This is a genomic window from Allobosea sp. NPDC055353, assembly GCF_053644975.1.
The window spans coordinates 2800902-2814451 of the sequence record NZ_JBSHMC010000001.1; the positions used below are offsets into that span (position 1 = coordinate 2800902).

A 13550-nucleotide genomic window follows, 5' to 3' on the forward strand; every position below is an offset into this window, starting at 1 on the left:
GCCGAAGTCGGGCGTATCATCGCAATGAGCATTCGCAACGGCGACATGTCTCCTGCCGACAAGTCTTACGTCGCCAGCGTCATTGCCTCCCAGACCGGCATCAGCCAGCCCGACGCCGAAAAGCGCGTCACCGATGCAATCGCGAAGACCAAGGAAACCGCCGCCTAATCCACGCCTGCAACCCCGACAACAGGAGAATTCCAATGGCTACGAACACACCAAAGGCCCTCGACGACATGTTCCATGACATGCTCAAGGACGTTTACTACGCCGAGAAGCAGATCCTGAAGGCATTGCCCAAGATGGCAAAGGCGGCCAAGTCGCCCGAGCTCAAGAAGGCCTTCGAGACGCATCGGGAGGAAACGGAAGGGCATGTCGAGCGCCTCGGCGAAGTCTTCGAGGTGATCGGCAAGGCGCCTCGCGGCAAGACCTGCGACGCCATCCTCGGGATTCTGGAGGAAGGCAAGGCCGTCATGGAGGATTACGCCGACAGCCCCGCCCTCGATGCCGGTCTCGTCGCCTCGGCGCAGGCGGTCGAGCATTACGAGATGACGCGCTATGGCACGTTGAAGTCATGGGCGAAGCAGCTCGGCCATACCGAAGCGGTGACGCTGCTCGATGCCACGCTTGCCGAGGAGACCAAGACCGACAAGCTGCTCACGCAGCTCGGCGGGCCAGCAAACTCGGCGGCTGTCGCGCCTTCCAAGGCGGCCTAGGTCGCTCTCTCACCAAGCCACCTCTTCTTACAGAGAGGTGGCATTCTCGAGTTCTGCGATATCCGGAGAAATTTCTATGAAACGTCGTACGCTCGTTCAACTTTCAGCCGCCGCGATATTGCTCCCGACTGCCGCGTTTGCTCAGTCGAGCCAGACCTCCGTCTCCCTGGAAGCCAAGCACGCCGCCGATACCTTGGAAGCTGGCGCCGTTGCCTTGGAAACCAGCCGTGTGGCGCTGAGCAAAGCAACCGATCCGACCGTGAAGCGCTTCGCACAGTTCGAAGTCGCGGAGCAGGAGACCGTCGCCACGGTCGTCAAGACTGCTGCGCGGCTCTCAGTAGATCCCAAGCCCGCTGAGACCGGCAAGGCCGTAATCGACACCTTGTCGGCTATGCAGGCCGGCAAGTCGTTTGATGTTGGTTTCGTCGAGGTCCAGATCGACGGGCACAAGGCGCTCCTCCAAATCCAGGAGAAATATCTGTCTGACGGAAAGGATGTGATGCTTGAGATGCTCGCAAAAGCTCTCGGTTGAAGCACGCTCTCATGCGGTGTTCAGTCACCGTTGCGACGATTAAAAAGACATTCGGAGAATGTTGATGGCTGCCGGTGGCTTGACGCATGGCCCGCTTGGCGAGAGCTGCATCCATCTGTGCGTGGACATGCAGCGCCTCTTTGGTCCGGGATATCCTTGGGCTTTCCCGTGGCTGGAACGAGTGTTGCCGTATGTCGAGGAGCTCTGCGACGCTCATCCGGAAAGAACGATATTCACTCGCTTCATACCGGCCGCCAAACCTGGGCAGGGTCGAGGAACATGGGCACGCTACTATCGCCGCTGGGCTGAATGCACGCTCGATCACATCGGGATTGATGGCGTGAAGCTGATCCTCGCTCTCGAACGCTACTCACCGCCGGCTCGTATTATCGACAAGTCCGTCTATTCACCATGGCTCAACGGCTCGCTCGACCGTCTGCTTGGGGGCACCGGGATTGACACAGTAATCGTCAGCGGCGGGGAGACCGATGTTTGCGTCCTTGCGACAGTGCTCGGCGCAGTGGACAGAGGCTATCGCGTGATCCTTGCGAACGATGCTGTCTGCAGTTCATCCGACGCCACGCACGACGCCCTTATGCAGCTTTATCTCGAGCGCTTTACCGAGCAGATCGAGGTCGTGAGCACGGCCGAGATCTTGCACGATTGGCGGTAGACAGGTCCCCGATGATAAAGTTCGTACGAAACCATGGGCTCACCCTGGCGCTGATGGGGATGTTCTTGTTTTCGCTCGGGGGCATGGCGCTCACCGGTCTGACATCGCACAACGCAGAACTCTTCCAGCATGGGCGACAGCCTCTGCCACTTGGTTCTTACCTGATGAGCGGACCTTTCCTGTCGGCCCTCTTTGAGAACTGGGAAAGCGAATTCCTTCAGATGGCGACTTATGTCGTCCTGACCGCGATGCTGTTCCAGCGGGGATCAGCAGAATCCCGCGATCCCGACGCGCCTGGGCGAGAGAATGATAACCTGCCCTGGCGCGCGCACAAGCCCAAGCTCGCGTGGCTGTATGAGCACTCGTTAGGGCTAGCGCTCGCTGGCCTTTTCGTCGCTTCCTTCGCGCTCCACTGGTGGTTCAGCGCCATTGCCGCAAACCAGGAAGCGGCGGTCCACGGCCGCGAATTGAAGACCATGCTCGGCTATCTCGCAGACTCTCAGCTCTGGTTCGAATCCTTTCAGAACTGGCAGTCCGAATTTCTGTCCACCGCCGTCCTGGTCGTGTTGTCGATCTTCCTGCGCCAGCGAGGATCGCCTGAGTCCAAGCCGGTGGCTGCCGCCCATTCCGAAACCGGGGCGTGAGGCTCCGTGTTTGGCCGCTCGATCACCCAAGCCGGGCTCGTTGGCGGTCTCGCCCGAGGATCAATCCATGGCCGATCAAGTCATGACCGGAATGCCGCGGCTCAAGGACGCCTTCTACCGAAGGCCGGTGGCGCTGGTGGCGCGAGACCTGATCGGCGCGACGCTGCTGTTCAGGGGCGCGGGCGGCCCGATCGTCGAAACCGAGGCCTATGACCATGAGGATCCGGCGTCGCACAGCGTGAAGGGCCCGAATTCGCGGAACCGCAGCATGTTCGGACCGCCCGGGCACGCCTACGTCTATCGCTCCTACGGGCTTCATTGGTGCCTGAACGTCGTCTGCGGCCCGACGCCGGGGGCCGCCGTCCTCATTCGCGCGATCGAACCGCTTGTCGGCATCGAGGAGATGAGAAGCCGCCGAGGCGACCTCCCCGAGCGGCAACTCTGCTCGGGTCCAGGCCGCCTCTGCGCGGCATTGGGCATCGACGTTAGCTGGGATGGTCACGACCTACGCCGACCACCGTTCTCGTTGTCGTCAGGACCACCGACCGCCGAGGTGCTGATCGGAACGCGGATCGGCATATCGCGAGCGTCGGATGTAACCTGGCGTTTCGGCCTCGCTGGCTCGGCGTTCCTCAGTCGGCCATTCCGGTAAAAGAGGGCTATGGCCCCTCCTTCACGGCGCATTGTCCAGTGGCATGACGCCCTGTCGTCAACGATCCGCCGAGCCCGGCTCCGCCATCTTCCGGTGTTGCTTGGCGAGCGTCTCGACCGGAGTGACGTTGGCCAGCGACGACTGGATCTTGTTCTTCCAGCCGCGGACGACGTCGCCATCTCCGGCGAGAACCGCATCGTAACCTGCCTTGGCAACGTCGGCTGGATCGTCCTTCTCGTCCTGTCCAATCTTGGTGTCGAGCAGCCCGGCGCGTTCGAAGAAGCGGGTCTCGGTTGCGCTTGGCATCAAACAAGTGACGGTGACGCCCGTATCCCGCAACTCCTCACGTAGGGCGAATGAGAAGCAATCGATGAAGGCCTTGGTGCCGTTATAGACGGCCTGGAAGGTGCCGGGCATGAACCCGGCGATCGAGCCGGTTATGAGGATGCGGCCCTCGCCCCGCTCCCGCATCTGCAAGCCAACCTTTTTGATTAGCAGCAGCGTGCCGACGATGTTGGTGTCAATCACGCGCAGCCACTCTGCATCGTCCTGGTCCAGGAAACCGTGCCCGAGGCCGCGCCCTGCATTGGCGAAGAGCAGATCGACCGGTCTCCCCGCTTTGGCGATCTCTGCGTTTAGCTCTTCAACCCCCTGCTCGTCGCTGAGGTCCGCGACGATAGAGACGACGTTCGCGCTCGTTGCCTTCAGTTTCGCGGCAGCGTCGTGAATGTCGGTTTCGTCCGCCGCAATGATCAGGTCGTAGCCATCAGCGGAGGCGAGTTGCGCCAGCTCAAAGCCGATGCCGCTCGACGCGCCCGTGACAACAGAAAGCTTTCCGGTTCCCTGTCTCATGGGATGCTCCTCTTTCACGGGGTGAGGACCACCTTGATGCAGCCGTCCTCCTTGTCGCGGAATGTCTGATAGAGGCCCGGCCCATCCTCGAGCCCCGCCCGGTGCGTGATCACGAAGGACGGGTCTATCTCGCCGGACATGATTTTCTCGAGCAGCGGCGCCAGATAGCGGTGCGTGTGGGTCTGCCCGGTCTTGAGCGTCAAACCCTTATTCATGAAGGCGCCCATCGGTATCTTGTCGAGGAAGCCGAAATAGACGCCGGGCATGGAGATCGTGCCGCCCTTGCGGCAGCACATAATTGCCTCCCGAAGCGCATGCGGGCGATCTGTCGCGAGAAAGGTTGCAGCCTTGATCTTGTCGACCACCGCGTCGAACGAACCGCTGCCGTGCGCCTCGGCACCGACGGCATCGATGCAGCGATCCGGCCCACGTCCCGCAGTCATCTCCATCAGCTTGTCGTAGACCGGACCGTCATCGAAATTGACGATCTCAGCTCGTCCCTTGCTCGCCGCCAGCGCTAGACGCTCAGGAACGTTGTCGATCGCGATGACGCGGCCGGCTTCGAACATCCAGGCTGATTGGATCGCGAACTGGCCCACCGGCCCACAGCCCCAGACGGCGACCGTGTCGCCGTCCTCGATCTCCGCATTCTCCGCTGCCATGTACCCGGTGGGAAAAATGTCGGAGAGGAAGAGCACCTGCTCGTCCGAGATGCCAAGCGGGACCTTGATAGGGCCGACATCGGCATAGGGCACTCGCAAATATTCCGCCTGCCCTCCCGGGAAGCCGCCGAGCATGTGCGAATAGCCAAACAGACCAGAGGGTGACTGACCCATCGCCTTCTTGGCCTGATCCGCGTTCGGGTTGGAGCGATCGCAGAGCGAGAAGAGCTGCTTGCGGCAGAAGAAGCAGTCGCCGCAGGCGATGTTGAACGGGACGACGACCCGATCGCCGACCTTCAGATTCCGGACGCCGCGGCCGATCTCGACGACCTCTCCCATGGTCTCGTGACCCAAAACGTCGCCAGCCTCCATCGTGGGGGTGTAGCCGTCATAGACGTGCAGATCCGAGCCGCAGATCGCGCAGGCCGTGACCTTAATCACGACATCGCCGGCATCCTGGATTTGCGGGTCGGGCACCGTCTCGCAGCGGATATCGCTCTTGCCGTGCCAGCAGAGTGCTTTCATGTCGCGGGTCCTTTATGACCCCCCACAGAGCCAACTCCACCTGACCGTGACCGTTCCGCCAATATATCGTTTGAATGGAATATCTTCGGGCGCCAACGATTCTTGGGATCTGCGCCTGGAAGAGCCGGGTCTCTTGTTGCAGCGCCAGGTCCGCGGTGGGTATGAAATCAGAGGCCATGCACAGCACCCAATGTGCGCTTCGGAGCTTAGTGACACCGAGCACGCTCTTGGGCCGAAATGGGCCGACGGCAGACGTTATACAAAAAAATCTGTTGAATTCTGATGTATTGAGGATGGTCGGCGGCACATGCCTCCACCGAAGTGGTCATTGGATGGCGCTGACGGCGAGTTAACCTGTTAGTTTGTCGAGCGTTCTTGGATTTCGATTTAGCTGTATCCAGCGCCCTATGCATGTCACTGATGCCCCTCTACGTTTAAATTGATAGCCAACTAGGCCCTGGATCATCGCCAACGCGAACTGTTCGGGTGTGTCAGCTCTGAGACGTCACGTACGCGCCAACAGCTGACGTTGAGACCTTGCCTGAAAACGGACGTGTTGGAACGCCATTTCTCAGTTGTCAGCGTCCGATCCACGGCGACTGAAACCCTCATCGCCTGGGCCCTTGCGCCGTCGCGAACGCGAGGGATGGGGCGGAAAGGCGCGGGCCTTAGGCGGGCTAGCTGAGAGCCGCAACGATCATGGGCGCCGATCCTGCGACTTGCGCCGTGTCAGAAGCATCCAAGTTCGAAGATTAAACAGCGCGACCCCGGTTGCCGCGACGACGAGCGCGCAAAGCACGAGCTTGGAGACGTCTCCCATCGTCCCGTCGATCAGCAGCGCGTGAACGATTCCACATAGCACGACCAACAGGACGAGCACGGTATGGCCGAGACGCCAGAGCTGCGGCTTGATGCGCAGCGGGCGGCGCAGCGCAGCGAGCAGTGCCGCGGCGAAGGTGGCCCACATGGCAACGACCCCCCAGGCCGAAAACGGCGTTGGCGAGTCGAAGAGAAGTGCGTCGACGACGTCGGGCGGACTGGTCAGCCAAAGCCCCACGATGTGAATGATGACTGCCGCGACGAGTGCGGCGCCGACCCAGCGATGCGCTTGACGCCCGCGCGGGACTGGGAGCCCCGGCAGGTATCCGGCCGCCAGCAAGGGCTGGAGCAGAACGAGTGCCAGCGCCACGACGCCGGCGAAACCGGCCACGACATAGATGGGGCCTCGCCAGGCGAGCAGCGGGCTCGTCGCAGCGCCGGCGAGCGATACGATGATCGCGCCCGCGACCACGGCCCAGATCAGGGCGGCCCTCATCCACGCGATGCGGGTCACACCGACTGGAGCACGAAGTCGGCCTTCAGGCTCTTGTCTTTGGAACTCTGCATCACCGGGCGGAGGAATACGGCCTTGAAGGCGGCGTCGTCATAGGCGAGATGGCCATGCGCCTGCCCGAAGGCCGGGATGATCTGCGGCATCTCGAGACGAAAAACGCCGTTGGCGTCGGTTAGCGTTGCACCGTGGCTACGCGCATCGGTCTCGTAGCCCTCCGTAGTGTGGGCCCAGATCTGGATGCGGATAGCGGGGAGTGGAGCGCCGTCTCCGGCCCGGCGCACTGTCCCGGACATCAAGAAGCCGCCATTGCCAATGCGCTGCACGATCGGCGCGCCGGGGCGGTAATTATTGGCGCCGCCGCGCATCGAGTTGGTCGGCGCCAGGCTTTGTGCCAGCGCCGGCCGAATGATTGCCGGCGCGCCCTCTGTCAGCGCTGCCGCACCTAACGCGGTGCCTCCAGCGACCAGGCCGCGGCGTGTCATCGAAATGGACCGCATCGCGTGCTCCAATGATCAAAGTTAACCCCCGCCGGCCAAGACGACGAGCTTCCCAGCTTGTCGGAGCTTACTGAAGCTTTTGGAGGAAATCTTGTCGGCCAACAGGGTACACGGCTTCGTGAGAACCGCTGCCGGCAGAATATCCTTCTATCTGGCCGTCGGCAGGACATGGCCGCGCTAAGGGCTCAGCGGTCTGTGCGTGACCAGGGCGTATCGGGCATCGATCGAACCTTAGGCTGCCTTCAGAACCTCTGGAGGCGCCCAGGAGCCCTCAGTCACCTGAGCTTTCGGCCAGTAGGCCCGAATATAAAGCGAGAAATCGCCCTTTGGTGCGGGCAGCCAGTTGGCGCGCTGCACAGGGTCCGTTGGCGCATCGGGCTGGACGAAGATCGTCAGCGAGCCATCGGCTGCGAGCCTGAGGTCCTTGTTCTTCGTGCCGACCGAAAAGCGATTGATCGGGTTGGCAATGAAGAAATGATGTTCGTTGTAGATCGAGAGTGACCAAAACCCGTTGACGGGAGGCGTGCTGCCTTTCGGGAACGTAACGGTGTATCGGTTGGTGCTGTTGAGCCGCGCTCCGGACGCATCGAGATCTTGGTAAAAATACTTCGTCTCGTTTGGCGAATTGACCATGATGTTCGACTTCGCAACCGCCGTGCGCGTAAAATAATCCGTTCCAAACGCGGATTCATTGGAGATCGTGCTCCAATGGTGCGGCAATTGCTGCCCGTAGTTCCTGAATTGAAACAGCGGATTGACGAGCTTCTCCTCGGCATCCTTTGCGGCCGCGATCATGGCCTGTTTCAGGCTCGGCTGATCCTTCGCTGCAGCGAGCACGGCAAGCACTTGTGCGTAGCGTGCTTCTTCGCCGGGAAGCGGAGGCGCGTCGGCGAGCACTGTCGGCAGCTCATCGAAAAACTTTTCGGGGAACACCCACCGCGTTTCCTCCTCGCCATGCGGGGCGCCGGGCACTTTGGGCAGTGTGCTCCACTCCATCGTTTTCATTCGGCCGTCGTATTCCGCAAGAGGATACATCACGATCCCGGTCAGCACCTTCTGGATCGCCCGCTTATCGTCGGGGGTGTCATCCTGGAAGATCCGGGGGGCGGCAAGCGCCGTTTGCGTCGAGGCGCGAAACACCTGCGTGATCCCATTGGGAACACTGCCCTGCCAGTTCGGGCCAACCAGCAGGTAAAAGCCCGGCGTAGTTCCGTACATCTTTCCGAGCTGCACGAAACTGTCCGTGCGGAGATCGACGATCTGGTAGACCCAGAAACGGTCGCCAAAATCCGGAACCTGGATCACTACCGGTGAAACATCGAGCGCAAGCAGGCCCAGGCCATAAACAACGTCCTGGTTCGGGCAAGCGACATTGCGCTCTTCCGGATTGACATAGTCCATCAGCATAGTGAGGCGGTTGAGCGGTGCCTCAAGGAGGGGGCCGCTGTACCGGTTCTCAGTCATCTTCGAGAACGCCAGGCGGCGATTGTACATGTTCACCAACGGCCAAGCCCAGAAGAAGGCGTCGCGCGCCACATGGGCGGCATAGGCTTCCGTAATCTTCACTCGGACATCGGGACCGGGCGGCAGTGCGCGCCCCCAACCCGGTGACAGCGGGATTGGTTGCGGCGGGGTGAGCGACAAGGTTTGAGCGTGCGCGACGGATGGCGCGTTGGTCATGAGGGCCGAGGCGGCTGCAAGCGTCGCCCCCGTCAGCAACAGGCTGCGTCGATCGAGCCCGGATCCGTTTTGCTCACTCATGATATCCTCCCATTTCAGTCCAAGCTAAGCAGCTTCGCGGGTCGCGTCGATGCGCGCTCCAGCGTCACCGCCCGACGATCGTCTTCCAGTCGTTCTTGATGCTGACGACCTGGAAGCCGTACTTGGCTGCGGCATTCAGCGAGTAGCTGTCCAACTCGGCGTAGGCGAACTCGCGCTCTGCGTCGTCGTGATTGATCAGGAGCTGGAAGCTTGGTCCGTCACGGTCTTTCGACCAGCGCATCATAGCGATGTCGCCGCGTCCGCCCTCATTGCCGCCGACCAACAGCGGCCGCTTCCCGATCACCCGGTTTATGGTGACGGGCTTACCCTCGCCGTCGTTGAAATGCTCCACGCTGCCGGTAAATGCCAGGACGGTCTTGCCGTTGCGCTCTTCGAACTTGGTCCGGACGGTGCTTCCCATGACGCGTTCCCGCGGAATGCCGAACATCTCGCTCGTGACCTCGCGGGTGATCAGGAGCGGGCTACCGCTGCAAATCCAGACCGTGAAGCCGTTCGCGGTCAGATGGGCGAGCAGCTCCCGCATCGGCTGGTAGACCGCCTGGAGATAAGGCACGCCGAACTTCTCGCTCCTGGCCTGGGCGAGCGAGGTCCGGACGTTCTCCACGACCTCCTCACTGGTCTTGCCATCAGTCGTCGCGGCGATCAGGTCGTTGATACCGGCCTCGCCGAGCGCGTGCAGGGCCGCATGGTCGCCCTTGAGCAGAGCGACCACTCCCGGCTTCTCGCCCAGCATGGACGTGCGACGCACTGCTTCCTTGATGTCGACCAGCACCGGCACCAACGCGGGCGGGTAAGGTTTCTCGGGAACAAGAGTGCCGTCCATGTCGAAGACCGCGATCCGCTGCTCCAGCGGCACGAAATCGCTGCCGCCGGTCTGGGTGACCTTCGCCACGAAACCGATGATCGCGTGTTTCGTCGCAGTATCGTTCCACGATGGGAGTGGGTCGGCCTGAACCACGCTGGCGACCGTAAAGGTCGCCGTGGCGAGGAGGACTGCGGCGAAGAGACGACGGACCTTCATGGTCTCCTCCGAGGCCCTGGCTAGCGCTTGATCACAGCCGGCGGGAAGTAGGTTCCGTTCGCTACGCCCTCGGTCGGTCGATAGAAGCGAAAGGTGAGACGATACTTGCTCGCCTTCGGGGTCGGCAGCCAATTCCCGTCGGGAGCGTCTGCGGGCTTCTGATCGGCGAAGTACAGCGTCAGCGAGCCATCCGGACCGTACTGAAGCTTCGATTGATTGTTGATGAGGAACCGGTTCAGGGGGTTGGGAAGCACGCGGAAGCGATGGCTGTCGACCGCGATGACCGACCAGAAGTACGTGGCGTACTGGGCGGGCAACTGGTCCTTTGGGAAGGTCAACGTATAAACGTTATCGCCATTGAGCTCGTTGCCGCCGTGGTCCCTGCTTCCCCGATAATACAACACTTCGGGCTTGATGTTGGCCCAGATACCGCCGTTGTTGATCAATGCCCGTGCGACATAATCGAGACCGTATTCACCGACGACGCCCGGGCGGGCCCAGCCGTTAAGGGCTGTGCCGTGGCCGAGTATCTCGCCCGCCTTGGCGATCGTCGCGAAGGCTTTGGTTCGGATCACCTGATCGACGCGCTGGCGCTCGGCCGGATCCTTGATCGCCGCGGCTATCGATCGTGCCTTCGCCTGGAGGGTTTCCAACCCGACGCTGAGATCCGCCTCGCTATCGAGGGCCGCATTGGCACTGTCGAAAGCCTCCGCGCCGGGCAGCGCTTCGGGCTCGAACATGATCGTCTTGGCGATCTCCGCGGGAGTGGGCGTTCCGGTCGCGCGAAGCTTGAACTGGTGCTGCAAAGCGATCGCCGCATCCGGGTCGGAGCCCAGCTCGATGCGCGCGAGAACGCGTGAGGACTTCACCGGTAGATTGATCCGGGTCACGCCGGCGGGAAGGTCGACCTTGGAATCACGATAGCAGGCCGCGAACTCGCCGAAGGGCCGTTTGGGAAACAGGCGCTCGTTGATGTTGGCAACCGTCTCGCCCCACCCGTTCAGGAAATGGACGGTGTAGTAGCGGCCCTCTACCTTGGGAACGGTGACGATGGTGCAACTGTTTTCGTCAGCCGCCACCCATGCTTCGGAGTACGCCACGTCGAGATTCGGATTGGGCCAGTCCACCGCACCGGGCTTGCGATGGATGATCTCGTTCCACTTGAACCCTTCCTTGAAGTCGAGCTGTTGCTGTCGGGCGACGAGAAGCCGTCCAAGGAGGTAGACGTAGGCCTCGCTGATGTCCTCATCGGTCGGGCGAGGAGCCTGGGCGGATGCTGCCGTCGACAGGACGAGCATTGCTGCGATGATCAACCTGCGCATCTCAAACCTCCGCCATGCTGGCAATCGCTAGATCGAACCGGACTTCCCGGTCTTCGGTGGCGTCCAGAGAGGAAAGGCAATGCTCAAGAGCCCCATTGTCCCCTGGGCGCGGTTGGCAACCTCGACCTCGCGCATGACCTTCAGGCGAGCTGCGATCGGAACGCCGCCAACCTCGAAATTATAGCCGATACTGCCTCCGACGGCCGTCACGCGCCCCTTATGCGATCCGACGAGAACGTCGCCACCGCTGTCATCGATGATCTGCTGGTAGTGACCGACGAGCAGGCCAATCGACCACTCCTTCGTCAGGTTTTTCGTCACCGCGAGGTCTGCGTGGAAAGCATTGCCGCTCTTGTAGTCGGTCGCGTTATTCCTGCCGTTGATCTCGAACCCGAGGGTCGTCGAGATATCGAGGCCGATTGCAGGGTCGAGATAGGTCAGTGAGGCCGAGACGTCACCGATCCAACGATTGAACGCGAGATTGGAGAGCTCGCCCTCCTGGTAAGCACCGGCGGGGATGCTGACGGCAGCGGCCGTCGCCCAGTGGAACTTGTCCGCGTGCCAGCCCAGGACCGCAGACACGATCGGATCACCGATATTGAAGGTCGCGTCCCGCTCGCTGATGCCGATCGTGCGCCCCAAGCGGGGCGATGACACGACAACTCCAGCACTAACGCGCGGCACGCCGACCGGCAGCGAGGCGCCGATGGCGAGGTTGCCGCCGAATATATCGACCGGCAGGACCCAGGTCGGAGTCAGGAAGCCGGCTCTGGCCTCAACGCGGACATTTCCGAGGACGGCACCGCCGATCTGGGTACGGATGCGGGCTGAGGTCCGCCCGGAATAGCTGTAGAGGTCGGTCTCGAAATAGAATCCCGGCGGTGGAAGATAACCGGCCATCGGACCGTGGAATCCGGGCAGGTAGAGGCTCGCGCCGCCTTCCGTCGCGTTCGCTGCTGAAAACGTCCCTGAGAGCGCCAGTGCCATGCCCAGGGCGATCGACTTGAAGCTGGCGAGAGCGCGCATCCACTTCAGGCGGAAGCTTAAGGGACCTGAGTTCATGGCATTCGATCCGTCGGGTAGGCAATTCTTCCGTATCAGCGTGAACCCCGCCGAAGGCATCTTAGAAAGCTTGCGCGGCCAAGGGTATCGTGAAAGCATCCCAAAACACGCCAATTCGTCCCACGTCGCAAGGAAATGGGCGGGCGACAGGGGGGCTTTATGTCGGGAATGGAGCCCTTACCCACGGCGCAGGCGTCCAATGCCCGCAAAGCGGACCTCGTCTTCTCGACCTGTGAGCATCCGTTGGGCCAACAGTTTGATCTGTGGTGTTCGGCCATCGATTCAATCACGGAGGTTTCCCGCCCAGCGGATGTTCCTTCCGGCACGGGGTACGACGCTAATCTGAGAGCGTTCAACCTCGGCAATCTGGTTCTGTCGTCCGAACAGTTCGATGCGATGGACTATGAGGTCCGGCCGCGAGAATTGCGGCGGAACGGCGTCGATCACTGGATGCTGACTCTGAATAAGCAAGGATCGGCTGTGAGCCGAACCGGCGACTTCATCATGAACAGCCGACCGGGCGAGCTCAGCGTCCGATCACTGACGAGACCATTTTCAGGTCACTGCTCTCGGGTCGAGCTTCTCATTCTCTACGTGCCAAGGGATGCCTACCCGCATCTTGCCGGGACGATTGATGCGCTGAACGGGACGTCTGCGTCGGGAGGTGTGTTCGGCCTGCTTGCCGATTACCTTCTGCTCCTGGAGGCAAGGCTACCAACGCTCGACGATCGCGCCTTCCGTCAGATCGCCCAGGCATGCGAGAACATGATCACGAGCTGTCTTGCTCCAACCCAAGATTCAATCGAGGCCGCGAGAGCGCAGCTCGCCATGACCATGCGGGAACGCGCCAAGCGCTATATCCGCTCGCGAATGCGTTCTGCCGAGCTATCGCCGGACGAGGTCGGGAAAGCGCTCGGCATGTCCCGGACTCAGCTTTACCGGCTGTTCGAGGAAGACGGCGGCGTCGCCAAGGAAATTAGGGTGCAGCGTCTGGCCGCTGCACACGCGAGCCTTGCCGACCTCGGAGCGGAAAAAAAGATCTCCGAGATTGCATATGAGTTTGGGTTCTCGTCACCAGACGAATTCGGGCGCGCATTCCGCCGTCAGTACGGTTACTCGCCGAAGGATGCGCGGTACCTTGGCGTGCATGTCCACTCCTTGGCGACCGTGGATCGGCAGGGTGATTTCAATTCGCTGATGAAGAACCTCGGCTGCGCACATCTGCCTGGATAGGATACCGGAAAGCGGACGTCCGCGAAGTCCGGAATGGGCCAGCT

15 protein-coding genes are annotated in these 13550 nt (G+C 61.5%); 7 read left to right on the forward strand and 8 right to left on the reverse strand.

The window, feature by feature from the left end; all coding sequences use genetic code 11:
- The first annotated feature begins 24 nt into the window (after positions 1-24).
- The 6 genes from ACWIEX_RS13005 to ACWIEX_RS13030 all read left to right on the forward strand — a co-directional run bounded on the left by ACWIEX_RS13005 (position 25) and on the right by ACWIEX_RS13030 (position 3217).
- Complete coding sequence (locus ACWIEX_RS13005; protein ID WP_454033397.1) at positions 25-168, forward strand: hypothetical protein; 144 nt, start codon at positions 25-27, stop codon at positions 166-168.
- A 35-nt stretch (positions 169-203) separates the two neighbouring features.
- Positions 204-716 carry a YciE/YciF ferroxidase family protein gene (locus tag ACWIEX_RS13010; RefSeq protein WP_454033398.1) on the forward strand — a complete coding sequence of 171 codons (513 nt, stop codon included), beginning with the start codon at positions 204-206 and terminating at the stop codon, positions 714-716.
- Between the two features lie 76 nt (positions 717-792).
- Positions 793-1248 (forward strand): DUF4142 domain-containing protein, encoded by a 456-nt coding sequence (locus tag ACWIEX_RS13015; protein ID WP_454033399.1) that lies wholly within the window; start codon positions 793-795, stop codon positions 1246-1248.
- A 64-nt stretch (positions 1249-1312) separates the two neighbouring features.
- A complete protein-coding gene (locus ACWIEX_RS13020; protein ID WP_454033400.1) occupies positions 1313-1921 on the forward strand; it encodes a cysteine hydrolase family protein in 609 nt (202 codons plus the stop codon).
- 14 nt (positions 1922-1935) lie between these two features.
- On the forward strand, positions 1936-2565 hold the full coding sequence (locus ACWIEX_RS13025) for a DUF6766 family protein (RefSeq protein WP_454033513.1): 630 nt from the start codon (positions 1936-1938) through the stop codon (positions 2563-2565).
- Between the two features lie 67 nt (positions 2566-2632).
- Entirely contained in the window at positions 2633-3217 is a 585-nt protein-coding gene (locus ACWIEX_RS13030) for a DNA-3-methyladenine glycosylase (protein WP_454033401.1), read from the forward strand.
- A gap of 57 nt (positions 3218-3274) precedes the next feature.
- Here the strand turns inward: ACWIEX_RS13030 and ACWIEX_RS13035 are convergent, their stop codons facing one another.
- The 8 genes from ACWIEX_RS13035 to ACWIEX_RS13070 all read right to left on the reverse strand — a co-directional run bounded on the left by ACWIEX_RS13035 (position 3275) and on the right by ACWIEX_RS13070 (position 12333).
- Entirely contained in the window at positions 3275-4069 is a 795-nt protein-coding gene (locus tag ACWIEX_RS13035) for an SDR family NAD(P)-dependent oxidoreductase (RefSeq protein WP_454033402.1), read from the reverse strand.
- A gap of 14 nt (positions 4070-4083) precedes the next feature.
- The gene (locus ACWIEX_RS13040) at positions 4084-5256 is read right to left on the reverse strand and encodes a zinc-dependent alcohol dehydrogenase (protein ID WP_454033403.1); all 1173 of its coding nucleotides are present in this window, start codon (positions 5254-5256) and stop codon (positions 4084-4086) included.
- Between the two features lie 697 nt (positions 5257-5953).
- Entirely contained in the window at positions 5954-6571 is a 618-nt protein-coding gene (locus tag ACWIEX_RS13045) for a ferric reductase-like transmembrane domain-containing protein (RefSeq protein WP_454033404.1), read from the reverse strand.
- A gap of 14 nt (positions 6572-6585) precedes the next feature.
- Entirely contained in the window at positions 6586-7086 is a 501-nt protein-coding gene (locus ACWIEX_RS13050) for a peptidase associated/transthyretin-like domain-containing protein (protein ID WP_454033405.1), read from the reverse strand.
- A 231-nt stretch (positions 7087-7317) separates the two neighbouring features.
- On the reverse strand, positions 7318-8847 hold the full coding sequence (locus ACWIEX_RS13055) for a DUF1254 domain-containing protein (RefSeq protein ID WP_454033406.1): 1530 nt from the start codon (positions 8845-8847) through the stop codon (positions 7318-7320).
- A gap of 64 nt (positions 8848-8911) precedes the next feature.
- A complete protein-coding gene (locus tag ACWIEX_RS13060; protein WP_454033407.1) occupies positions 8912-9889 on the reverse strand; it encodes an HAD family hydrolase in 978 nt (325 codons plus the stop codon).
- Positions 9890-9909: 20 nt separating this feature from the next.
- Positions 9910-11211, reverse strand: coding sequence for a DUF1214 domain-containing protein (locus ACWIEX_RS13065; RefSeq protein ID WP_454033408.1), 1302 nt, complete (start codon positions 11209-11211; stop codon positions 9910-9912).
- Between the two features lie 27 nt (positions 11212-11238).
- Positions 11239-12333, reverse strand: a complete 1095-nt coding sequence (locus tag ACWIEX_RS13070) for a SphA family protein (protein ID WP_454033409.1) — start codon at positions 12331-12333, stop codon at positions 11239-11241.
- 99 nt (positions 12334-12432) lie between these two features.
- On the opposite strand from ACWIEX_RS13070, the gene ACWIEX_RS13075 reads away from it, so the two are divergent.
- Positions 12433-13506 (forward strand): helix-turn-helix domain-containing protein, encoded by a 1074-nt coding sequence (locus ACWIEX_RS13075; protein WP_454033410.1) that lies wholly within the window; start codon positions 12433-12435, stop codon positions 13504-13506.
- The last annotated feature ends 44 nt before the right edge of the window (positions 13507-13550 follow it).

Bases quoted from the DNA above. Each gene is read 5' to 3' on its own strand.
- ACWIEX_RS13005 (WP_454033397.1), top strand. From the start codon at position 25: ATGAGCATTCGCAACGGCGACATGTCTCCTGCCGACAAGTCTTACGTC.
- ACWIEX_RS13010 (WP_454033398.1), top strand. From the start codon at position 204: ATGGCTACGAACACACCAAAGGCCCTCGACGACATGTTCCATGACATG.
- ACWIEX_RS13015 (WP_454033399.1), top strand. From the start codon at position 793: ATGAAACGTCGTACGCTCGTTCAACTTTCAGCCGCCGCGATATTGCTC.
- ACWIEX_RS13020 (WP_454033400.1), top strand. From the start codon at position 1,313: ATGGCTGCCGGTGGCTTGACGCATGGCCCGCTTGGCGAGAGCTGCATC.
- ACWIEX_RS13030 (WP_454033401.1), top strand. From the start codon at position 2,633: ATGGCCGATCAAGTCATGACCGGAATGCCGCGGCTCAAGGACGCCTTC.
- ACWIEX_RS13035 (WP_454033402.1), bottom strand. From the start codon at position 4,069: ATGAGACAGGGAACCGGAAAGCTTTCTGTTGTCACGGGCGCGTCGAGC.
- ACWIEX_RS13040 (WP_454033403.1), bottom strand. From the start codon at position 5,256: ATGAAAGCACTCTGCTGGCACGGCAAGAGCGATATCCGCTGCGAGACG.
- ACWIEX_RS13045 (WP_454033404.1), bottom strand. From the start codon at position 6,571: ATGAGGGCCGCCCTGATCTGGGCCGTGGTCGCGGGCGCGATCATCGTA.
- ACWIEX_RS13050 (WP_454033405.1), bottom strand. From the start codon at position 7,086: ATGCGGTCCATTTCGATGACACGCCGCGGCCTGGTCGCTGGAGGCACC.
- ACWIEX_RS13055 (WP_454033406.1), bottom strand. From the start codon at position 8,847: ATGAGTGAGCAAAACGGATCCGGGCTCGATCGACGCAGCCTGTTGCTG.
- ACWIEX_RS13060 (WP_454033407.1), bottom strand. From the start codon at position 9,889: ATGAAGGTCCGTCGTCTCTTCGCCGCAGTCCTCCTCGCCACGGCGACC.
- ACWIEX_RS13065 (WP_454033408.1), bottom strand. From the start codon at position 11,211: ATGCGCAGGTTGATCATCGCAGCAATGCTCGTCCTGTCGACGGCAGCA.
- ACWIEX_RS13070 (WP_454033409.1), bottom strand. From the start codon at position 12,333: ATGCCTTCGGCGGGGTTCACGCTGATACGGAAGAATTGCCTACCCGAC.
- ACWIEX_RS13075 (WP_454033410.1), top strand. From the start codon at position 12,433: ATGTCGGGAATGGAGCCCTTACCCACGGCGCAGGCGTCCAATGCCCGC.